Annotated in this window: 22 protein-coding genes, 2 tRNA genes and 1 pseudogene; 8 read left to right on the top strand and 17 right to left on the bottom strand. The window is 39.6% G+C overall.

Going from position 1 to position 22935, the window contains the following annotated elements:
- The first annotated feature begins 203 nt into the window (after positions 1-203).
- A pseudogene (locus tag H5158_RS19910) lies at positions 204-1265 on the top strand (GGDEF domain-containing protein).
- Positions 1266-1516: 251 nt separating this feature from the next.
- On the opposite strand, the gene rpmG reads toward H5158_RS19910, so the two are convergent.
- The 3 genes from rpmG to radC all read right to left on the bottom strand — a co-directional run bounded on the left by rpmG (position 1517) and on the right by radC (position 2872).
- Entirely contained in the window at positions 1517-1672 is a 156-nt protein-coding gene (gene rpmG, locus H5158_RS19905) for a 50S ribosomal protein L33 (protein WP_004335545.1), read from the bottom strand.
- 11 nt (positions 1673-1683) lie between these two features.
- Complete coding sequence (gene rpmB, locus H5158_RS19900; RefSeq protein ID WP_004335549.1) at positions 1684-1920, bottom strand: 50S ribosomal protein L28; 237 nt, start codon at positions 1918-1920, stop codon at positions 1684-1686.
- A 277-nt stretch (positions 1921-2197) separates the two neighbouring features.
- Positions 2198-2872 (bottom strand): RadC family protein, encoded by a 675-nt coding sequence (gene radC, locus H5158_RS19895; RefSeq protein ID WP_169020545.1) that lies wholly within the window; start codon positions 2870-2872, stop codon positions 2198-2200.
- Positions 2873-3025: 153 nt separating this feature from the next.
- Between radC and coaBC the strand changes: the two genes are divergently transcribed.
- From coaBC to H5158_RS19880, 3 genes are all read left to right on the top strand, one after another.
- The gene (coaBC, locus tag H5158_RS19890) at positions 3026-4243 is read left to right on the top strand and encodes a bifunctional phosphopantothenoylcysteine decarboxylase/phosphopantothenate--cysteine ligase CoaBC (RefSeq protein ID WP_179959239.1); all 1218 of its coding nucleotides are present in this window, start codon (positions 3026-3028) and stop codon (positions 4241-4243) included.
- A gap of 115 nt (positions 4244-4358) precedes the next feature.
- Positions 4359-4946, top strand: a complete 588-nt coding sequence (slmA, locus tag H5158_RS19885; RefSeq protein WP_182718344.1) for a nucleoid occlusion factor SlmA — start codon at positions 4359-4361, stop codon at positions 4944-4946.
- A gap of 157 nt (positions 4947-5103) precedes the next feature.
- The gene (locus H5158_RS19880; protein WP_182740732.1) at positions 5104-7878 is read left to right on the top strand and encodes a prolyl oligopeptidase family serine peptidase; all 2775 of its coding nucleotides are present in this window, start codon (positions 5104-5106) and stop codon (positions 7876-7878) included.
- Positions 7879-7945: 67 nt separating this feature from the next.
- Here the strand turns inward: H5158_RS19880 and H5158_RS19875 are convergent, their stop codons facing one another.
- A complete protein-coding gene (locus H5158_RS19875; RefSeq protein ID WP_145234682.1) occupies positions 7946-10120 on the bottom strand; it encodes a YgiQ family radical SAM protein in 2175 nt (724 codons plus the stop codon).
- Between the two features lie 94 nt (positions 10121-10214).
- Positions 10215-12410 (bottom strand): EAL domain-containing protein, encoded by a 2196-nt coding sequence (locus H5158_RS19870; protein WP_182740731.1) that lies wholly within the window; start codon positions 12408-12410, stop codon positions 10215-10217.
- Positions 12411-12678: 268 nt separating this feature from the next.
- Between H5158_RS19870 and H5158_RS19865 the strand changes: the two genes are divergently transcribed.
- Both H5158_RS19865 and H5158_RS19860 read left to right on the top strand, forming a co-directional pair.
- Positions 12679-13182, top strand: a complete 504-nt coding sequence (locus tag H5158_RS19865) for an SRPBCC family protein (protein ID WP_246175639.1) — start codon at positions 12679-12681, stop codon at positions 13180-13182.
- Complete coding sequence (locus H5158_RS19860; protein ID WP_182740730.1) at positions 13151-14038, top strand: TIGR03899 family protein; 888 nt, start codon at positions 13151-13153, stop codon at positions 14036-14038. Before H5158_RS19865 ends, H5158_RS19860 begins: the two co-directional genes overlap by 32 nt.
- A gap of 24 nt (positions 14039-14062) precedes the next feature.
- Here the strand turns inward: H5158_RS19860 and H5158_RS19855 are convergent, their stop codons facing one another.
- The 9 genes from H5158_RS19855 to H5158_RS19815 all read right to left on the bottom strand — a co-directional run bounded on the left by H5158_RS19855 (position 14063) and on the right by H5158_RS19815 (position 20231).
- A complete protein-coding gene (locus H5158_RS19855; RefSeq protein ID WP_149983237.1) occupies positions 14063-14824 on the bottom strand; it encodes a TIGR04219 family outer membrane beta-barrel protein in 762 nt (253 codons plus the stop codon).
- A gap of 3 nt (positions 14825-14827) precedes the next feature.
- Positions 14828-15814 carry a DUF2333 family protein gene (locus H5158_RS19850; protein ID WP_145234671.1) on the bottom strand — a complete coding sequence of 329 codons (987 nt, stop codon included), beginning with the start codon at positions 15812-15814 and terminating at the stop codon, positions 14828-14830.
- A gap of 8 nt (positions 15815-15822) precedes the next feature.
- A complete protein-coding gene (locus H5158_RS19845; RefSeq protein ID WP_182718348.1) occupies positions 15823-16341 on the bottom strand; it encodes a copper chaperone PCu(A)C in 519 nt (172 codons plus the stop codon).
- Positions 16342-16442: 101 nt separating this feature from the next.
- Complete coding sequence (locus H5158_RS19840; RefSeq protein WP_145234667.1) at positions 16443-16766, bottom strand: hypothetical protein; 324 nt, start codon at positions 16764-16766, stop codon at positions 16443-16445.
- 9 nt (positions 16767-16775) lie between these two features.
- Entirely contained in the window at positions 16776-16982 is a 207-nt protein-coding gene (locus H5158_RS19835) for a PspC domain-containing protein (protein ID WP_149983241.1), read from the bottom strand.
- Positions 16983-16993: 11 nt separating this feature from the next.
- Positions 16994-17665, bottom strand: coding sequence for a PspA/IM30 family protein (locus H5158_RS19830; protein WP_182718349.1), 672 nt, complete (start codon positions 17663-17665; stop codon positions 16994-16996).
- 235 nt (positions 17666-17900) lie between these two features.
- Positions 17901-18860 carry a tRNA dihydrouridine(20/20a) synthase DusA gene (dusA, locus tag H5158_RS19825; protein WP_220491376.1) on the bottom strand — a complete coding sequence of 320 codons (960 nt, stop codon included), beginning with the start codon at positions 18858-18860 and terminating at the stop codon, positions 17901-17903.
- Positions 18861-19035: 175 nt separating this feature from the next.
- Positions 19036-19506, bottom strand: coding sequence for an outer membrane lipoprotein-sorting protein (locus H5158_RS19820; protein ID WP_149983244.1), 471 nt, complete (start codon positions 19504-19506; stop codon positions 19036-19038).
- A gap of 104 nt (positions 19507-19610) precedes the next feature.
- Positions 19611-20231, bottom strand: a complete 621-nt coding sequence (locus H5158_RS19815) for a MarC family protein (protein ID WP_149983245.1) — start codon at positions 20229-20231, stop codon at positions 19611-19613.
- A gap of 93 nt (positions 20232-20324) precedes the next feature.
- Here H5158_RS19815 and H5158_RS19810 point away from each other — a divergent pair, with 93 nt between their 5' ends.
- On the top strand, positions 20325-20759 hold the full coding sequence (locus tag H5158_RS19810) for a transcriptional repressor (RefSeq protein WP_145234655.1): 435 nt from the start codon (positions 20325-20327) through the stop codon (positions 20757-20759).
- A gap of 80 nt (positions 20760-20839) precedes the next feature.
- Positions 20840-21307 carry a chemotaxis protein CheX gene (locus H5158_RS19805; RefSeq protein WP_145234652.1) on the top strand — a complete coding sequence of 156 codons (468 nt, stop codon included), beginning with the start codon at positions 20840-20842 and terminating at the stop codon, positions 21305-21307.
- Positions 21308-21564: 257 nt separating this feature from the next.
- Here H5158_RS19805 and H5158_RS19800 read toward each other — a convergent pair whose 3' ends face one another.
- From H5158_RS19800 to H5158_RS19790, 3 genes are all read right to left on the bottom strand, one after another.
- Positions 21565-22383, bottom strand: a complete 819-nt coding sequence (locus tag H5158_RS19800) for a hypothetical protein (protein ID WP_169021497.1) — start codon at positions 22381-22383, stop codon at positions 21565-21567.
- 242 nt (positions 22384-22625) lie between these two features.
- Positions 22626-22701: transfer RNA gene (locus tag H5158_RS19795), tRNA-Gly, on the bottom strand.
- Between the two features lie 47 nt (positions 22702-22748).
- Positions 22749-22824, bottom strand: a tRNA-Gly gene (locus tag H5158_RS19790).
- Positions 22825-22935 lie beyond the last annotated feature (111 nt).

Here is a 22935-nt window from a genome sequence, read left to right as displayed (position 1 = left end):
AGGTGCTAGGTGCTAAAAATATTAACCTTGTGGGTTTTTCCTGCAAGGTTTTTTTATACCTAAAACTTATCAGTTAATATTTGTGCTACACAGGACTCTGCAAATAAGTAATACTTAACATCATAAATAATTAGGTAATATTCATTTATGTTAGGGTTTTGGTACAGTAAGTCTCCGCAATTTGCAAAGGATCACAAAGATTTTTGCGAGCACGTTTAATCGCCCATTTTTTACTATTTTCAACAGCTTACTTTTTCATTTTAACAGTACTCAATGTTTTCTATTTCGAGCAATTAGACCTTGCCTTAATTGACTGTTTAGGACTTGTTATCTCATTAACTATTTATTTCTGGTTTTACAAATCTGGCAACGTTAATGTAACCGCATGGGCGGTTACATTAATGGCTAGCAGCTTAGCTATGTTATTTATAATTTCGGTAGGCGGAAATCCATTCTCAATATTATGGGCTACGCTTATCCCCCCTATTGCATTTTTTTTAATAGGCAGAAAACGGGGAAGCATCATCAGCGCAATTGCATTCTCTATTTGTGCATACTTAATTTATACACAGCAACAACAAACAATAACCACAGGGTTAGGATCATTATTTAACACTATCGAAGTCAGTATCGCTCATATTCTAATTTTTAGATTTTACGAAAAAACACGTTCGTTAGCGTATCAAAACTTATCTAACCTTAATGACGAAATTAAAAAGTTAGCAGAAACAGACAAGTTGACTGAGTTATATAACAGACAAAAATTTGATGCAGAGTTATCGGCATTAATAACTAAAAGCGAGCACTCTCAAACATCTCATTGTTTACTTATGTGTGATATAGACTATTTCAAAAAAATTAATGATACCCACGGGCATTTAGTTGGCGATAAAGTACTAAAAGAGTTTGCCCATCTGTTGCAGCAAAAAATAGGTGAGTAAGCGTTAATCGCTCGTTGGGGTGGTGAAGAGTTTGTAATAATATTACTCAACACTGCTTTGTTGGATGCAGCAAAGCAAGCGAATGAATTAAGGAGTTTAATTAGCTCAAATACAGTTGCCAATATGCCTATCACTATCAGCCTTGGGGTAACCGCTATACAAAAGAGTAATGATAGCGTTTTAAAAGTATTAGAGCGAGCTGATAAGGCACTCTACTTTGCTAAACATCACGGCCGAAATTTAGTTTGCATCAACGATAACAACGCACATGTTACCTGTTATGACACATTTTTAAAATTAGTCGACGATGATATAAACGAATAATACCAATCGACTTAAATATTTAACTATTCTAGCGCGCTAAATAAAGCGCTAACTGCGTTAGTAATTTTTCATGTAGAACAACTACATGTCAAAATTTCTGCCTTGTTATCACTGTGTTTTTCTGTCGCTATAAATGGTCAGTAACTTAAAACGATTGGTATAATCTGTGATTCGAGAACGGAAAAACTACGCATTTGAAAAACAAAAAACCCAGCCTAAGCTGGGTTTTTGATATTCATAGAAAACTAAAATTACTTGATTTTAGCTTCTTTGAAAAGAACATGTTTACGGATTTTTGGATCAAACTTTTTGATTTCCATTTTTTCCGGCATGTTACGCTTGTTCTTGTCGGTAGTGTAGAAAAAACCAGTACCAGCTGTAGAAACTAAACGGATCTTATCACGCATGACTCAGGTCCTTAAACTTTTACGCCGCGAGCACGGATTTCAGTAAGAACCGTGTCGATGCCTTTTTTATCGATAATACGCATACCTTTAGTAGTAGTGCGTAATGTTACAAAACGTTTTTCACTTTCAACCCAAAAACGGTGTGTTTGTAGGTTAGGTAGGAAACGACGTCTAGTCGCGTTTCTCGCGTGTGAACGGTGATTACCAACCGCAGGACGCTTACCTGTAACTTGACATACTTTAGACATGTCTATATATCTCCAATAACTTCGCTCGAGCTTAATTTGTCCCCTAGGCTATGTATTTTGTGCCCCAGGGATAAATCGAAGGGCGCTCTTTATACAGCTTATACAGGCAAAGATCAAGTGATTGATCTAATCCAACCAGCTCATGTGTAAATTTGATAGCGGCTAATTATAAAGATCGAATGCCCTTAGGGAAAGTAAAAACTGCATTTAAATTAAACTAATTTGCAAATAAGCACTAAACCGCTCATTTTTAACACGCTTAGTGATTTGAATACGCTTAAATCAAGCCTCGTTCTGCAAACGAAACACAATTATCTCCCCCAACAACGATGTGATCTAAAATATTTATATCGACTAATTGCAAAGCTTGCTGCAATTTAGTGGTAATTAATTTATCAGCTTGGCTTGGTTCAGCAATACCTGATGGATGATTATGAGCCAGAATAAGTGCCGCAGCGTTATTTTTTAAAGCCGCTTTGACGACTTCTCTTGGGTAAACAGATGCCGCATTAATAGTGCCATAAAAAAGTGTTTCTTCTTTAATTAAGCGATTCTGACTATCTAAATACAACACCATAAACACTTCTTGCTGCAAGCCTCGCAGCTCAATCGTTAAATAGTCATATACTGATTGCGGTGAATTAAATACTGCTTCGCGCTGGCATTGCTCCATCATATAACGACGACTCAACTCCAGTACTGCTTGAAGTTGCACAAATTTTGCTGTGCCCAGTCCTTTTTGTGCACAAAAATCATCGATTGATGCATTAAATAAGTTATGCAGTGTTTGATTTTGTGTCATTAAATGTTGTGCTAACTCAACTACATTCATGCCCGGCAAACCCGTTCGCAAAAATATCGCTAATAACTCGGCATCGCTTAACGACTTAGCCCCTTTCGCCAATAACTTTTCGCGTGGTCGCTGGCTACTTGGTAAAGAGGTGAGCTGCATTATTTCGTCCCTGAAAAATGATTTATAATTTAACTGTAATGCAAAAATAAAATTTCGCCTGTAAAACTGCGAATAAATTCCATATTAAAACTTCGTCCCCAAGGCAAAGATTTGCTATCGTTAGCGCATATCGACAAACAGTTTTATCAGAGTATGACAAAGTTAATGACCAATTTAGCGACAGAATTAGTAAATAAAAAAATTGTACTTGGTATCAGCGGTGGTATTGCCGCCTACAAATGCGCCGAACTTGTTAGACGTTTAAAAGATCATGGTTGTGATGTCAAAGTGGTGATGACTGAGTCAGCTAAGCACTTTATTACTCCGCTTACCATGCAGGCCGTAAGTGGTGAAATGGTCTCAGACTCTTTGCTCGATCCATCTGCTGAAGCCGCTATGGGCCATATTGAATTTGCTAAATGGGCTGATTTAATATTAGTCGCTCCTGCCACATCTAATATCATCGCAAAAATGGCAGTCGGCATTGCAGATGATTTACTCACCACTCTATTGCTGGCAACCCCCGCAAAAGTAGCAGTGGCGCCTGCAATGAATCAACAAATGTATGCCCACCCAGCAACTCAAGCTAACCTAGCAACTTTAAAACAGCGTGGCATTGCAATTTGGGGCCCAGGTAAGGGTGAACAAGCATGTGGTGATGTAGGTGCAGGGCGAATGCTTGAACCACATCAGTTAGTGGCACTATGCACGCAACCTTCGCAACCGCAACTACTAGCTGGTAAAACAATTACAATCACCGCAGGGCCAACTCGTGAGCCACTTGATCCGGTGCGTTTTATATCAAATCACAGCTCTGGGAAAATGGGCTTTGGGCTTGCACATGCGGCAGTTAGTTTAGGTGCAACGGTTAACCTGATTTCAGGTCCGGTAACAATTGCGCCACCACCAGGTGTAAACCTAATAAACATTGAGACCGCTGAGCAACTACTTGAACAATCACTTATTTTTGCTCCCAAATCGGATGCTTTTATTGGTTGCGCCGCGGTTGCCGATTATCGCGCCGCAGCGATAGCCGAGCAAAAAATGAAAAAACAAGGCGATGAACTGACTCTCACTTTAGTTAAAAATCCAGATGTAATTGCCGCAGTTGCTAGCCTTACAGAGGGTCGCCCATATACAGTTGGCTTTGCCGCAGAAACTCAAGATGTCGCAAGCTATGCGAAAGGCAAACTCAGCAATAAAAACCTCGATATGATCTGCGCTAACGATGTATCACAAACGGGCCTTGGTTTTAATTCAGATCATAATGCTTTAACACTGTTCTGGCATAATGAACAAAAAGAACTGCCCGTCGATACCAAAAGCGCATTAGCACTGAGTGTAATGAGTGAGCTTGCTAAACGATTGTAAAAAGGCTGGAAAGAAACTGAATAAAACATTAACATAGCCCTTATCGCTTGCTCAAAAAGTGAGTGATAAGTAGCCGCCAAAAGCTAAGTAAATAATTATAAAGAAAGGAATGTTCATGCCTGCGACAAAAAGAAGTAATCGCAAAGAGCAAATACTACAAGCACTCGCACAAATGTTAGAAACCAGCCTAGGTCAACGTATCACCACAGCAAAATTAGCTGCTGAGGTAGGCGTTTCTGAAGCTGCGCTTTATCGTCATTTCCCGAGTAAAGCACGGATGTTTGAAGGCTTAATAGAGTTTATTGAAGACACTTTGTTGTCGCGCATAAATCTCATTCTTGAAAACGAAAAAGAAACTCAAAGCCGTATCTATAATATTTTATTGCTACTACTGGCATTTGCTGAGAAAAATCCGGGGATCACTCGTATTTTGACCGGCGACGCCTTGCAAGGTGAACAAGAACGCTTGCGTGAGCGTGTACAAAGCTTGTTTGAAAAGCTTGAAACACAACTAAAACAAGTACTACGCGAGCGTAAACTTCGCGAAGGTAAAACCTTTCAAAGTGATGAGTTAACCATTGCCAACTTTTTACTTGCCTACATTGAAGGCAAGATGAACCAATTTGTCCGCAGTGACTTTAAAGCAAAACCTAGCGCGCAATTTGAAAAACAGTGGTTAGAATTACAAAAAATATGGCTTTAACTCCTAGCTCCTAAAATTATCAACCTTGTCGGTTTTCCTACAAGGTTTTTTTATAAATGTTACTTTCAACCTTTATTTTCGACCGCTTATCGTTTCTACTCGAATTGTTGAACAAACTCGTTATGATGATGCAGATGAAACAAAACGAGAAGTAACAATGAAAGCACAACTTTCCCTACTCAGCGTAGCACTGGTTGCAAGCCTTGGCAGTGCCATGGCATCCGCAAAAGAGCCGCTACAATTTAAAGATGTATTCGATTTCAAAGCAGCTAAAACAACGCAATTATCTGAAAATGGTGAAGTACTGAGCTTTAGTGCAACCCCATACCGTGGCGATGCAACAGGCCAAGTCTATACCTTAAACAATAATAAATTACTTGCAGAAATTGAGCGCGGCACTAAACCTCAGATCAACAAAGCAGCTAACTGGGTAGCATTCACCCAAGTCCCTACTTTGCTTGAAAAAGAAACCACAAAAAAGAAAGACACCTTAAAAAACAATCTAGTACTCGTTAATACAATAACGGGGGAACAACAAGTTTTTGAGAACGTAAAAGATTACCAGCTCTCTGATGATGGTAACTGGTTAGCTTATCGCTTTGATGAAAAAGCAGATAAAGACGCTGATAGTAAAGATATTGATGACACAAAAAACACCGCTAAAACCAGTGAAATCAAACCTGATAAAAAAGATAAAGCGTTTGAGCTCATTGTTGTAAATTTAAAAGACAAAACAACTCATACAGTAAATAGCGTATTTAGTTACGCAATCAATACATTTGGCAGCGAGCTTCTTGTCAGCCAAAGCTATCCTGACGGTAACGATAACCAAGTAGCATTAATTACATTAAACCAAACATTTGATACGAGTGTATTAATTGATGAACCAGGCGTTGTTGCAAACAAAATAGTGTGGCATCCAACTAAGAATATTGCCGCATTTACACTGGGTAATTATGTAAATGACGATATGCGCCGTCGCGATCATCAGCTAAAACTGTGGCAAAACGAACAGCTTACAAATATTGCTGCTCCTGAAAAAGATTGGACTATTGGTAAAACAGCAAAATTGAGCTGGTCTGAAGACGGTGAACGCTTGTACTTTGAAAATCACCCTAAGTTAGCGGCAAAAATTAAAGAAAAGAAATACACAGATCAAGCCTCGTTATTTGATTACGATACGATACGCGACCAAAAAGGCCTTAATGTTTGGCATAACAACGATGCCGAAATTAAACCCCGCGAAGAGCAACAATGGAAAGAAATCAATAAAAACCGCCATTATCAAGCCGTTTACCATCTTAATGGCAAACAAGTTGCGCAACTAAGTAACACTGACATGCCAGATGTGGCACTCAATACCAACAATCGCACTGCGTTACTTGGTTCTTCAAATTTACCTTATCTTAAACGTATTATGTATGGCGGTTTTTTTGCTGACTACTATGCAGTCAATGTGCAAAATGGTGAGCGTAAAGCAATTATCAGTGATTACCCGTTTAGGCCCAGCCTATCACCCAGTGGACAATTTGCTGCTTACTTTGAAAATAGCCAAGTGCAACTCAAAGACTTAGGTAACAATAAAGTCAGTACCTTAACAACAGCGATTAAAGCAACGTTCGCTGATGATCAGCACGATTACCCTTCAACTCAACCGGGTTATGGTTTTGCCGGTTGGTTAACTGATAGCAGCCAAGTGCTGGTATATAGCAAATACGATATCTGGGCATTTGACGTTAAAACCCTCAAAGCCACACGCCTTACACAAGGCAAAGAAAACAACACGCAATATCGAGTCATCAAACTTGATAAAGACCAAGTTGGCTTTAAAAAAGACGATACATTGTTGCTAAGTGCTACAAACTTACAGCAAAAGCAAACTGAAATAGCAAAACTCAATCTTGCTGATAACTCGATCAGCAAAGTATTAAGCGGTAAAAAACGTTTTGACGTGGTAAAAAAAGCTAAAAATGCCGATAAATACCTATTCACTGAGCAAACTTATCAGCAGTTCCCTGATTTTTATCAAGCTGATTTTAGCTTTAAAAAGCCACAACGCGTTACTAACTTAAACCCACAAGTTAACGACTTTGCGTGGGGGCAAAAACCGGAGCTAATTAGCTATAAAGGCTTCGATGGCGAAGACTTGCAAGGCGTATTGATAAAGCCTGCAGGCTATAAAAAGGGCGATAAAGTGCCAGTGGTGGTGTACTTTTACCGTTATATGAGTCAACGCATGTTTGATTTCCCTAAAATGGAATTAAACCACCGTCCTAACTTCCCAATGTTTACTTCGAACGGTTACGCGATTTTCTTACCTGATATTCGCTTTGAAATTGGTCACCCAGGTAAATCATCAACGCAAACCATGATCAACGCCACCCAAAAGCTGATTGATTTAGGTATCGCTGACCCTGATAAAATTGGCTTACAAGGGCATTCATGGGCGGGCTATCAAAGTGCCTTTATGATCACCCAAACTGATATGTTCAAAGCGGTAGTATCGGGTGCGCCCGTGTCAAACATGACCAGCGCTTACAGCGGTATTCGCTTAAAATCTGGATTAGCGCGTCAGTTCCAATATGAAACTGGGCAAAGCCGTATCGGTAAAACCTTGTTTGAAGCGCCAGAGCTTTACATCGAAAACTCACCGGTATTCTTCGCTGATAAAGTAAATACACCAATCTTAATTATGTTTGGTGATAAAGATGATGCTGTACCATGGCACGAAGGCGTACAGTATTATTTAGCGCTGCGCCGTGCAGGCAAAGATGCGACGTTTTTGCAGTATGAAGGTGAACCACACCACTTAAAGAAATTCCCTAACCAAGTGGATTTTTCAATTCGGATGATGCAGTACTTTGATCACTACTTAAAAGGCAAGCCTGCCGCTAAGTGGATGACCGAAGGCGAAGCTTTCATTGAAGAATAAGCTGAAGAATAAGCAGCCATAAACTAAAACGCCCAGCAAATGCTGGGCGTTTTTTATTTACCTAAAACTACCTAGCCCGCTGACGATTACCGCCAACCTTAGGTTTGGTATTGGCTTTTTTAAACTGGCTAAATCCGGTGTGACGACTAAGCGCTGGACGCCCGCCTTTACCTGCTTTAAGCGATTTTTCGTCACGGGTTTCTTCTGGCACTAAGCAGTTTGGACCTTTACCAATCAACTTGGCTTTGCCCATACTACGCAGTGCTTCACGGATCATCGGCCAACCTGCTGGATCGTGATAACGCAATATCGCTTTATGTAAACGACGTTGACGCGCGCCTTTTGGTACCGGTACTTGCTCAGTATTATTTTTAATATTACGCAGCGAGTTCATCCCAGTGTGATAAATAGTGGTGGCATTAGCCATTGGTGACGGATAAAAATTTTGCACTTGATCTAGTTTAAAATCATTCGACTTTAACCACAACGCCATGTTCACCATGTCTTCGTCTTTAGTGCCAGGATGCGCAGAAATAAAATAAGGGATCAGGTACTGCTTTTTCCCTGCTTCTTTTGAGTATTTATCAAAAAGCTCTTTAAACTGATCATATGCGCCCATGCCTGGTTTCATCATCTTAGATAATGGCCCGTCTTCGGTATGCTCAGGCGCTATCTTTAAATAACCACCAACATGATGGGTTACAAGTTCTTTGACGTAACGAGGGTCTTGCACAGCTAAATCGTAGCGAACACCAGAGGCTATTAGGATTTTTTTAATCCCCTTAACTTCACGGGCCTTTTTATACAACTCGATAGTCGGTGTATGGTCGGTATCCATATGCTTACAAATATCAGGATATACACATGATAAACGTCGGCAGGTACTCTCAGCTTTTTTGCTCTTACAACGCAGTTTATACATGTTAGCAGTTGGCCCACCAAGGTCCGAAATAACCCCAGTAAACCCTGGTACTTTGTCACGAATTTGTTCGATTTCTTCAATAATCGATTCTTGTGAACGACTTTGAATGATCCGTCCTTCATGCTCAGTAATTGAACAGAAACTACAGCCACCAAAACAACCTCGCATAATATTAACTGAGGTTTTGATCATGTCGTAAGCGGGGATTTTTGCAGTACCATAACTTGGATGCGGAACACGCTGATAAGGCAATCCAAACACCGCATCCATTTCATGTGTTTCAAGCGGATACGCAGGTGGGTTAACCCAAATAGAGCGATCGCCATGGCGTTGGAATAACGCTCGAGCACAACCTGGGTTCGTTTCTTGATGTAAAATACGTGATGCATGAGCGTACAGTGGTTTATTAACACTCACTTGCTCAAACGCAGGTAGCTTAACGTAGGTTTTTTCCCAAGGTTTAGGACGCGCTGGCTGAATGGTAATTGGTTTTGCCGCTTCAGCTTGTAAATCAATACCCGCTTTTTTAAATTCGCTTTTGCTACAACCCACATCATCCGCACCATATGGGTTTGGAATTGGGTCAATTTTACCAATTTTATCAATCGCGGTGGAATCACTACCACGCCAGCCCGGTAATGGCTCTTTACGAATAACCGCCGTACCACGGATATCTTGAATGGTATCCATCGTTTCGCCGGCGGCAATACGATGAGCAACTTCTATTAATGGTCGCTCAGCATTACCGTAAATAAGAATATCGGCTTTGGCATCAAATAAAATACTACGGCGAACTTTTTCTTGCCAGTAATCATAATGGGCAATTCGACGTAAGCTGGCTTCGATACCACCTATTACAATTGGCACACCTTTGTAGGCTTCGCGGCATCGTTGTGAGTAAATCATCACCGCACGATCAGGACGCTTGCCACCCACATTACCGGGCGTGTAGGCATCATCATGGCGCATACGCTTTTCAGCCGTATAGCGGTTGATCATCGAGTCCATGTTACCGGCAGTCACACCAAAAAATAAGTTAGGCTTACCAAGAGCCATAAAGGCATCTTTCGAATCCCATTCTGGCTGAGCGATAATACCGACCCTAAAACCTTGTGCTTCAAGTACACGACCAATTACCGCCATACCAAAGCTGGGGTGATCTACATAAGCATCACCACTGATAATGATGATATCGCAGCTATCCCAGCCAAGGGCATCCATCTCTTCGCGTGTAGTTGGTAAAAATGGTGCTGTGCCGTAACACTCAGCCCAATATTTAGGGTATGAGAATAACGCTCGCTTGGCTTTAAGTGCGCTCATATAAAGTAACCAATTGCTTTAAAAAAGGTCGCAGAGTATACCCGAATTAATCACCAAGCGATATTAGCTATTTACACTGGCATCAAACATAATATTATTTTTTACTTTCAATATATTGAATAAGCTCAACTTCAGGCATCGGTTTAGCGTACATAAAACCTTGCACTTCATCACAACCCAATTGCTTAAGAAAATCAGCTTGTGCTTGTGTTTCAACACCTTCTGCAATCGTTTTTAATCCGAGCTGCGCGCCAAGAGCTATAACCAGCTTGGCAATTGCGCCGCTGTCTTTTTCGGGTAAGTCTTTGACAAATGCACGATCTATTTTCAACCTATCCAACGGTAACTTTTGCAAATAACTCAGTGATGAAAAACCAGTACCAAAATCATCTATCGCCACTTCAATACCAAACTCTTTTAGATCTTGCAGTGTTTCAATCACCATCGAGAGATCATCCATCACCACACTTTCGGTAACTTCTAATTCAATATTTTTTGGGTTTACCTGATATTTTCGCAAAGTATCTTTGACTTGTTGTGCGTAGCCTTTTACCTTAAATTGCGGTACCGACACATTGACCGCAATACAAATTTCAACACCTTGAACCTCAAGACGTTTTTGCTGCTGACAAGCCTGCTCCAATACCCATTGACCAATCTCAACAATTAGCCCGGCATCTTCAGCAAGTGGTACAAAAATCGCAGGAGAAATATAGTTACCTTGTCCCGATGGCCAACGTAGTAATGCTTCACAGCCTTTTAATGACAAATCACTAAACGCCAATTGCGGTTGATACCATACTTCCAATTTATTATTTTCAAAGTCTTGGCGAAGCTGGCGAATAATCCCTAATCGCCAAGCCATTTGCTCTTCCATATCGGGTGTATAACAAACAGCATTCCCCTGATTACCTTTTTTAGCGTGATTGAGTGCAATATACGCAAGCTTAAGTGTTTCAATACCGGTGGTTTGAAAGTCCAGTTGCTCGCACAAACCAATTTTAAAATTAACCGGTAACAGATGCTCTGCTGCTGCAAACGGTAAGCTTAAATTTTCACTTAATTCGTTTAGATCAAATCCATCGCGCTCAATTAAAAAACCAAATACATCTGCACCAATCCGTGACAGTAATTTAGCGTTTGGGTATTCTTGTTTGAGTCGCTCAACGATTGATGTAAGTAAGTGATTACCCACTTCTTGACCCAGACCATTGTTGATGTCTGAAAAATGAGCGACATCAATTAGAATAAATAGATACTCGTTACTATTTAATCGATGATACTTTTCAATTTGTTCAATAAAATCAGTTCTATTGGCAAGACCTGTTAACACATCTTTGTAGGCTGCATCTCTGAGTTTATTAAAAAGTCTGACGTTATCTAAGCCTACACTGACGTTTGTTAAGAAAATTTCAGCAAATTGCAATTGTGTTAAGCTTGGTTGGCTAACGTACTCTAAGTAAATAGCAGCCTGACGATTTTTACTTTTCAATAAAAACGTAGTGTCGTGCTCAGTGTGCTGATGTTCGCCAAACTCAAAACAATTTTGCACTTGCAAAATAATCCGCCCATCATCAAGTTGTTCTACACCTTGGCCAATAAAAGCACTAAACTCAGCGCAACCACCCAACACTTGAACTTGATAACTATCATCCAGACTGCCACACACAACCCCCCTTGGCGCACAATCTAAAATTACCGAGAGCTGCTTAATCACCGCCATAGTAAATGCTTTAATGTCGGTAAAACCTAAAATTGCCTTTGAGGCTAACAGAATATTATTTAACGCTTTGCTTTGATATTCAAGTTGGCAAACTTGTTCGTATGAGCGAATAGCTGTAACTAACGAGGTAACTAGCTTACTGCGGGTAAGTTCGGTTTTAGTTTTATAATCATTGATATCATATTCTCGGATCACCTGTTCTTCAGGCGCATATCCAGGCTGACCCGTTCGTAAGATAATTCGTACGTTATGATTTTTCAGCGTATCACGTACCTCTTTAACTACTTTTAAACCCGCATCATCGGATTCCATGACTACATCTAACAGTAATACCGACACATTATTAGTATTAGCTAACACTTCAACTGCTTCAGCGCCAGAATAAGCATGATGAAAACGCAGTGTTCTTCCCCAAAACTCGACGCCTGAGAGTGCTAGTTCTGTTACAGTGTGAATTTCAGGATCGTCATCAACAATCAGAACATCCCAGTAATCTTTGGGCACAACCTCTTCATGAGGCTCATCTTCATGGTTAAAAAACAAAAAATCATTGTGTTCTGACGTCATTCCAAATCCTTTAAATTCAAATATTACGCGCCATCATTTAATATTGAGACAATTCAGTTATTGACTAATAAGTTATCACTATTTAACTTATGATACAGTATTAATGTCGATGATTAATGAATATTGATTTACAGATTATAGTCGATATTCAGCAGCTTGCTGTGCGACAGTGGAATTTATAATTTAAGGAACAGCCATTAATATTTTACCCAGAATTACTAAATTTATTTTTCTGATTACTTTAATTCTTTTGGTAATTGGGCTGCTATTGCCACAGCAATACCAAGTACAAAAGAGCATTGAAATTCATGCTCCGCAAACAGATATCACCCCGTTACTTAGTGATTTTACCAAGTGGTCTAGCTGGTCACCTTGGCAAAAAGTAGATCCGAGTATTGTTTTCACGCTTGGAGAGCCGAGCTCTGGCGTTGGTGCTCATCAATTTTGGCAAAGTAGCTGGGGATTTGGTGAAATGACGATTACCAATATAAGCAGCACTAAAATCAATTTTAATATTCTCTTTAATGAAGAGCATATTGTTACAGGTGTGGTCTCTTTTTCACCACTAGCTAATGGTAATCAAGTGACATGCTCACTAGATGGCGAAGTTACTACTTCAATTTTAGGTGGTTACTTGGCGCTATTTAGCCAATATATTTTGGCAAATACGGTGAAACTTGGACTTAATAATTTAAAAACTACTGCACAGCTGCAAATAGCCCCACACAGCGAGAAGATCGATGACGATTCAAACAGCCCAAGCAAAAATTAACCTTGCTCATATAATTGAAACTAAGCTAGGTTACTCGATGAGTAAAACCAGTTCGACTCGCCTTACCAGTACCAGTGATGATAGTTATGGCCCACAAGGGCAAAGTAAACTGCCCTATCAAGTCAATAGTGATAACTCAACACTCAATAGAGCCCAACATCGCCAACAATTGCTCCTTATCAAACAACAACACAATATTGAAGCGATTATGGCCATGGCAATGGATTTTTGCCCTGACGTAACTAGTAAAGGGCAACCTGACAGTGATTGGGTCGAACGCTTTATTGCACTATGTGAAGATACTTCAAACGAATCAATGCAAAAGCTGTGGGCAAAAATTTTAGCGGGAGAAACGGTATCACCGGGAACATTTTCAATTAAAAGCTTACAAACACTTAAGCAAATGACCCAGCGCGAAGCGGATGCACTACAAAAATGTACCGCGATTTGTGGCTATAATGAAAAAGATAATAGCCATTTAATTTTATTAGGCTTTTATAAAAAACCTTCGCTATTTGATTTGCTACGCAAAGGCAATAAAGTGTCGTTTAACTTAGGTAAAGCTGGGATCAGCTTTCCTGATGTATTAACTTTGATGGATATCGGCCTAATCTACCGTAAAGAAATTGAATCCGCAGCACTTAAGGCGGGCCAAGAAATGAATCTGACATTTTTAACCCAACGGGTTGCACTCAAACCAAAAAATAACGATCTAGTGCTCAGTTACTATAAATTTACGCAAACGGGTGATGAACTTAGAAAATTGATTAACACGCCAGTTAATAAGGCCTATAAGCACTTGTTAAACAGTGCACTTGAAGAAGAGTTTGAAGTAGCGTGGCACGCAATTAAATAACGGTACCACGCCAAAGCACACAAATTAGAAGTGAATTTGTATGCCGGCAAATGGACCTGATGCATCAATATTAGTATATAGATTATCAATATCATCAAGCTCTAGCGTCATTTTACGGTAACCCGCTTTGATATCTAAATCTACCGCTAAGTTATCAAGCAAAGCCCATGCAATACCCGCTTGGTAGTCTTGTACTTTGCTATCATCGATAGCAAGTAAGCTGCCTTCAAAGAAGACGCTTAAACCCGTTAACGGTAAGCCTACTTCAGCACGACCATACACTAATGGTACAAAACCAGAAAAATCCACAGTTTCTGTTGTTGTTGTGCCATTGGCAGTACCGGTAACAACAATATCGCCATCAAACTGCTTAGCATTTACACCTAAGTCGATAGACAACAAGTCATTATCAAATATCTCATAATATAAAATATAATCAATGTGTGATAAGTCGCTGACCGTAGTTGCAGTGGTATTGGTTGTAAATGAAGTGCCACCAAACTCAAACGTCTCATTAAGCAAGGTTGAGCCATTTAACTCAAGCTCGGTATACTTTAACTTAATATTTGGCACTAATGGAATTGGATGCTCAAGCGCTGCGTAGTAGCTAATGAAGGTTTCATCTTCAAAATTAAAGTCTTGCATATTACCGCTATCAGAAAAGCTACCTGAATTATCAGATTGCCAGCCATCAACACCAACATATAAACCTAATAGAGTGTCAGCGTGAGCCGCTGGAGCCAAAAATGCCATCGAAAGGGCAGCGGCTAAACAGTACTTTTTCATGTGTTATCCTTGCGCTAAAAGTTCGCTAAGTTCAATAAGAGCCGCATTGGCTCGTGAAATATAATTTGCCATTACTAATGAGTGATTAGCAACAAAACCAAAACCATTACCATTTAAAATCACCGGACTCCAAACAGTCTCTTGGGTTGCTTCAAGCTCACGTATAATTTGTTGTAAGCTCACACGTGCATTCTTTTTCTCTAATACATCAGCAAAGTCATATTCTACCGCTTGCAAAAAATGTAATAAAGCCCAAGTTGCACCGCGTGATTCATAAAACACATCATCAATTTCCCACCAAGAGGTTTTTATCTGATTTTGTAATGGTGCATAAGTCGCTTGGTGTGCTTCTTTGTCACCAGCTAAATCAGTATTTAACCGATCTTGACCAACGCTGGCACTTAACCGCTGACTTAAACTACCAAGGCGTTTTTCGGCTTCTTTTAACCAGCCTCGTAGGTTGTCTGCCCGCGCGTAAAACTGACTGTCACGACTGTTTTGGTCAGCTATTTGAGTACGATACACGATTAATAAATCAATGCCTTTTTGGTATTCACTCTCGGCACTTGGCCACGCCCATGCTTCTGAACTAATATTAAATTGGGGCTGGGCTTTTTTTAGAGCTTCATGTTCGGTCGATTGCGACTGAGAACGGCTAAAGTCTTTACGCATTGATAGCGCCAAATCGCGCGTCATTTCTAATGCGCCATATTCCCAAGCAGGCATATTATCCATAAGAATACTCGGAGGTATTACATCATTTGATAAATAGCCACCAGGTTTATTCAATAATGTGCTGGCAACATTAATCAAAGCCGTAGTTGTTGTGTAACCTGTTACTAGTTTTTCGCCACGCTGCTGCGCATCCTGTTTAGCTTGCGTGATCACATTTACGCGGCTTGGCTCAACACTCCAATACACAGATACGGCATAAAATAAAATAAAAACTAATATTAGCCCTGCTATAATTTTCCCTTTATGTTGTGACATTTAATCTCCTAGTGATGTGTATGGTGCTGTTCAGATAGTGATACTTGCTCAACTTGGCTTTCTAATGAAACCACGGTAGCTTGAGTAAATACACGATCTCCATTGCTAAAATATAGCGTGAGTTTGAGTTCTTGCCCTATTTTTAACGGCTCTTTTGGTTCAAAAACCATTAAATGATAACTACCTGGCTTAAAATCTAGCTGTTGATGTGCTTTGATCTCTAACCCATCTACTTTTTGCATTTTCATCATACCATTAACATGCTGATGTTCATGTACTTCAACTCGTCCTAAGCCCTCAAGGCTAGCCTTAGTTAATGTCACTGCTGCATCACCATGATTAACAAGCGTTAAATAACCAACACTGGATTGACTGCCAGGTAAAAAAATCCTTACTTGGGCATTGCTAACTACAATATCACTTGCTGTATCATGTTGATGCTCTGCATGGGCAAATAGCACAGGAGAGTATAGGCCTACAGCTAAAAAAGCCGCTGTGAAGATAGTTAGTAATGGCTTAAGAGTCATTTCGATCCTTGTTATAATAATCACTTTAAGTGCTAAATTTAGCATATTTGCGAAAAAATAGTCAGCTAAATTAGCATTTAAGGTAACCTCTGTGTGGCAAGCTATGCCACCTTTTTATTATCCGCGACTAACCAACACAGAAAAACAATCAGCAGTAGCGGCCATGCGATCATCACAGAACCAAACAACAAAGCCAGCATCACGCCGACTCCTATTATTAGACCTGCGCCAATCAAACCAACACTAACCAGCGCAATAATGGCAATAACGACCACCACAGCGACTAATGCACCAAATAGTTCAATGCCAACCCAACTCAAGTCAGCAATCCACAAAGGGAGCTGCCATGAGTCAAACTGCATTATCTCAAATGGACTAGAAGCGATAAACAATGCTGCTAGTAGACACAGTGCAATAATTTTCATGGCGCTCTCCTAATAAACCTTGTTGTCTAAACAACAATGTGCAATTAAATAACCCGCACCAATAAACAGTGGGAACTGAATAAACAGTACAATAGTTGCTAATCGAGTTGCCCAAATCGGAAAGTCAAACCGACGCGCTAAGCCACTACATACTCCCGATATTTTTTTATTTAATGGATCTTTACACCATTGAGTATTGTTATTAAATGTATTCATTTTTATAACTCCTAAGCCGACTGTTTTACTTTAGCTTTAAGTGCTGCAAGCTCTTTATCCAAGGCTTCGTCTTTTACAAGCGCATCAATTTGCGTTGCCGTGTCTGATTGATTAGCTGCAGCCATTTCGTATGCTTCCACTTGTGATTCAATTGACTCAACTCGGCGCTCAATCACATCAAAACGCGACAGTGCATGTGCCACTTTATCGCTATGTAACTGCTGATTAACTCGTACTCGTGCATTTAAAACACTATGCACCTGAGTTAAGCTCTGCCGCTTTGCTTTGGCAGCACTAAGTTTGTCTTGTAAACGCTGTGCATCGTCAGCTAACTTGGCCAATGAATCGGTTAATTTAACGAGCTCAGGTTCAACAGCTGCCATATCAGCGACTACACGCTGCTTTTCTTTTAATGCGGCTGTGGCTAAATCATCTCGGCCTTTACTAACGGCTATTTCGGCTTTTTCTTGCCATTGTGCTATGGATGTTAACTTATCACTTTGCTGGCGTTTCAATGCTTTTTCTTCACACAAAATCGCTGCAGTAGTAGTACGACACTCATTCAGAGCTTGTTGCATCTCGATAATAAGTAAATTAAGTAGTTTTGCTGGATCCTCTGCCTTATCAAGCACAGCGACCAAGTTTGATTGAATTAGATCATTAACACGATTCATTAGGCCCATGATTTTCTCCTGTTGATTATGGGTGATTACACCAAGGAGATTCCAAGACTTATGCCATGTCGTTAGAAAAACAACTAAAACAATAAATAACAATAGGATAGAAAGATAACATCAATTTAAAAGTGACGTTTAGCTGAATTAAAATACGTTAAATTAACTAAAAAAGTGATATTTTGACTAAATTTTAGGATCAAAAAAAGCCACTAAAAAGTGGCTTCCAAGATTAAAATTTCAGCTATTCAGGCACAAAACTTAATGCTTTATCCATCACTGATAAATCTGCTTGCTTACCATGGCCGTTTTCAGATAAATGACGTCTAAATCCTCGCGCCCCTGGTTGGCCTTGGAAAATACCCAACATATGGCGAGCTATATGCCAAAAGTTAGCGCCTTGGCGCATTTCATCTTCAATATAACCATACATTGAACGCACCACGTCATGACGCGATAATGTACACGCAGTATCACCGTAAATTTTCTCGTCCACTTCACTTAATATAAATGGATTACTATACGCTTCACGACCGATCATAACGCCATCAAGATGCGCTAAATGAGCAACACTATCAGCGATGGTATTAACCCCACCATTTAAGCTTAAATCAAGCTGTGGGTAATCTTTTTTCAGTTGATAAACACGCGGATAATCAAGTGGTGGAACTTCACGGTTTTCTTTCGGACTTAATCCCTTTAGCCATGCTTTACGGGCGTGAATAATAAAGTCATCACAGCCAACCTTATGACTCGCTTCGATCAGCGCACATAAAAACTCATATGAATCCTGCTCATCAATACCAATGCGTGTTTTCACCGTAACAGGAATAGTAACCTCCGCCTTCATTGCTGCAATACAATCAGCAACAAGCTGCGGCTCGCCCATTAAACACGCACCAAAGCGGCCATTTTGCACTCGATCCGAAGGGCAACCAACATTTAGGTTTACTTCATCATAACCACGTTCAGCAGCCAGTTTTGCACACTTTGCCAAAGCTTCAGGATCAGAGCCACCTAATTGCAAAGCAACGGGGTTTTCATGTGTATTAAAGTGTAGATAATCACCACGCCCAAATAAAATTGCACCGGTTGTTACCATTTCGGTGTAAAGCACCGCATGCTTGGTCATTTTACGATGAAAAGTACGGCAATGGCGGTCTGTCCAATCGAGCATGGGTGCCACAGAAAAACGTCTATTCAAAGTAAAATCCTCAGATGATATATAAGTATAAGGGTTATTCCCTCATTGGAAGGCGCTATATTTTACACAAATCAAAGCCGAGCTTCAATCGTAAGCAAGTTGTTGTTTGTCGGTAGCAGAGATTGAGTTGTTTAACGCAGCAACAAAAATGTATGCTGCGCTTTAGATAATATACTTAAAACGATTTTGTTAGATTATCAAATTGCTGGCCTTGCACTGTAATAGTGGTTTTTTCTAAGCTTATATAATCATTTTTTTGCTTGGGGTTAACCAAACGTGCTGCGACTTCAAATTTAGCAACTTTAGCTTCGCTATTTAGCTCAAGTATTTTTAAAGATGAATGAGTATCATGCTTAGCTGACTGCACATAATATTCACCAGCCCAACTGGCATCAAACACTAAATTAGGCGCATTTTTAGCGGAAGATTCAATAAACACTCCCTCTTTAATTTCGTCTCGTAATAAAGTAACGGTGTAATGATCTCCTCCCGTATGACCGAAATATACGGTAACGGCATGATTGTCATTATGACTAAAATCATAGTCAGTAACTTGAATAACCTTCATTTCGCTTGGAGGCGGTTCAACGCAAGCCGTTAATCCTAAAGCGAGAAAACCGCATAAAATAATCTTTTTTAATAACATTTTTCATTCCTTAAATTTTATTACGTTATATTTAATCTAGATAATTCTAAGCAATAATTCAAAATTTTATATGACAATAGTTTTTTAACAGCGCTACACAGCCTTTATATGAATACTTGTAAGCCAAAATAATGGGCTATCCCGTCGAGTATATTTGTCACGGCAACTGATGAAAGGATCAAACCCATGATCCGGCTAACGATACTCGCACCGCTATCACCAATTAATTTGTGAACATGGGTTGCCAACAGTAAAAGCACAAGTACCACAGTAAGAACAGCTAACATCATTGATGAAGTAATTAACTGCTCAACCCACGTGTATTCAGTATTACGAGTCATCAAAACAGCGCCAAGCATCGCGCCTGGACTGGCGATTGATGGGATAGCTAAAGGGAAAATGGCCGTTTCAGTGCTATCACGTACACTTTTAATTTCCATTTCTGGTTTACTTTCACCAAAAATCATCGACAAAGCGAACAGCAATAACACGATACCACCTGCGATTTGAAACGCTGACAAGGGGATATTGATAGCATTTAAAAGCAGCTCCCCAGCGACAACAAAAAACAATAATACCCCAGCAGACACCAGAACAGCTTTCAACGCGACTTTACGTTTGAATTTGTCACTATCTCCGCGTGTTAAGGCTATAAAAACAGGCACAGTACCGATTGGATCGATAACCGCAAAAAAGAAAATAAATACCGCTAATAATTCATTCATTGTTAGCCTTCCTAGAATAAAACTGTCTAATAAAAACGCTGCAACTACAATACAGTATGTTAGTATAACACGGTAGCGTAAGGATAAGAGAAGATGAAAATAGAATCACTCGTTAGTAAAGCCAAACAAGTGTGTGACAATCGCGGTGCGCGATTCACTCCAATTCGTGAAAAAGTATTTCGCCTATTAGCAAGTGCGCAAGGCGGAGTGGGCGCTTATGATTTATTAGAGCAACTAAAACTCACTGAATCAGGAGCAAAACCAGCCACAATTTACCGTGCCTTAGACTTTTTAGCTGAATTAGGTTTTATTCACAAAATTGAAAGTACTAACGCATTTATGTTGTGTCATCATTTTGATCATATCCACCCTGTACAACTGTTGATATGCGATAGTTGTGGTTTTGTCAAAGAGCTGCACTCTAGCGTGATTTCGCATGAACTTAATAGTCTTGCTGCAGAGAGTGGTTTCGTCGTATCTGGGCAAACTATTGAAGCCCATGGTAGATGTGGAAATTGTAAAGAATAATTAAGTGCAGAGCTAAAATAACTCACTACACTTTAACGTATAACCGCAGTTAAACTGCTAAATTCGAGGGATAAACAACAATGAATGTAGAGTTCATCAATCCTTTTTTATCATCTTTATTAAATGTGCTCAGCACAATGGCGCAAACCGAGCTAAAACCAGGTAAGCCGAAAATAAAAAAAGATGAAGTTGCCTGTGGCGACGTTTCGGGATTAATTGGCATGGTAGGACCACAAACTAAAGGTTCATTTTCGATCACTTTTGATGAGAGCCTTGCCCTGACTATTATGGAAAGAATGCTAGGTGAACGCCCTGATTCGATCAATGAAGAAGTAACCGATATGGTTGGTGAAATTACCAATATGGTCACTGGTGGGGCAAAAAATCTACTTGGTGAAAAAGGCTATGACTTTAATATGGCTACACCGATCGTTGTGTCTGGTAAAGGTCATACCATAACTCATAAAAGTGAAGGGGCAAAAATATTGATCCCATTTACCTCTGATGCCGGTAATGCCAATATTGAAGTTAGTTTCGATAAAATATGAGCTGGTTGCAAAAAACCATTCAATTAAAGATCCACCTTCTAAAGAAGGTGGTTTTGAATTAGCCCCCTAAAAGGGAGCGTTGTTTACTCCAGAGTTAACGGAGCTTGCTCTTGTCTCCCCCTTTCTGCTGATGCCTGACATATCTTCGTATTGTTTCTTCGTTTACCATCTACTGAAGTAGGTGGTTTAAGGGCTGAAAATAAAAACCCGCTATAAGCGAGTTTTTAACTAGAAAACAGTATCCATCTTAGCTTTTTTTAGTTGTATATATACCAACACTGAGTGCTTGGAAAACTTTCTAGATTACCATTCATGTTTCTAACTTGAACAATCGTGTTTACACATCTTTTAACTCTTCTTAATTGTCTTTCCCACAAAAAGTCCCACATAGCATCACTGGCATTTAAGTCATAGTCTCTATTCCCCAACCAGCTTGTTTCATTTCCCTCTACGACTCTATAAATAAATTCAGAAAGCTTTACATACCCATTTAAATCTATATCGGCACGTATGTATGCGATAACATTCCCATGCGGATTCAAAAACTTAAAAAATACAGGCTTATTACTAGCTTTTAAAAAAAGGTCAACAGCTGTGGTGATATCAGAAAATGAAATGGAGCGATCTAGCTCCAATAGTCTATTTTTAAGATTATCCTCAATTTTCTTTCTATTCGCATTTCCAACCATTGCTTTAAAAAAAATGCTTATATCTCCAACTAGATGCTGTAAATGTTCTTTGTAATCACTTAAGTTACAATTTTTTTGATCGCAATCTTCAAAACGTAAATTAATATCTAATTTATTTACCTTCACATTTTTCTTAGTACTAAGCGTCAATGCTCCTTGCTTTTTTGTCTCTGTAAATAGTGAAGCATAATATTTTACTTCAAACATTTTGCCTGATATCAATAACTCTTCTTCACCTTCAATTTTACTTTTACCTGTGATTAACACCTTTATTGGACACACCTCATAATAGTGGTCAGGCTGATTAGGTTTATCACAATCATCTAAAGGCGCAGAAAATGCTCCGAATGAAATAAAAACAAAACCCATTAACATTAAATATTTCATAAATAAATTCCCTTTTGAGTTATTCCCATATTTTACAATAGCAAAAAAAGGGAATTACTCAAAAAATATAAAACTTAAAGTGGCTGATAAACGGACTGAATACACTAAATTGATGTGGGAAGCCGTGTGTCTCTTAGAAATCAGCTAAAGCCTTAAACATAACGCTTAGAACGTCTTTTAGATGACGACATGTGTTTATCTGCTAGTGAATTAATAGAGATTGGATGTTTACTTAAAGAGATTGGAGCGGTACACGAGGCTCGAACTCGTGACCTCGACCTTGGCAAGGTCGCGCTCTACCAACTGAGCTAGTACCGCATAATATTTTTCACTTTAAAATTACTCCAATTTCTTTGGTTAGAAATTGGAGCGGCACACGAGGCTCGAACTCGTGACCTCGACCTTGGCAAGGTCGCGCTCTACCAACTGAGCTAGTGCCGCATTTCAAAATAGTCAGTAATTTGTCCGTTGGTGCGCGACAAGTCGCGGTAAAACGTTCTGGCAACTGAGCTAGTGCCGCATTATAATTTTTAGGTTCTAGGTTCTAGGTTC

The sequence above is a fragment of the Pseudoalteromonas sp. SR45-6 genome (assembly GCF_014163545.1).
Classification (GTDB): Bacteria; Pseudomonadota; Gammaproteobacteria; order Enterobacterales; family Alteromonadaceae; genus Pseudoalteromonas; species Pseudoalteromonas rhizosphaerae.
The sequence above is the reverse complement of the archived record's forward strand: the minus strand, read 5'-3'. Positions and strand labels throughout refer to the sequence as shown.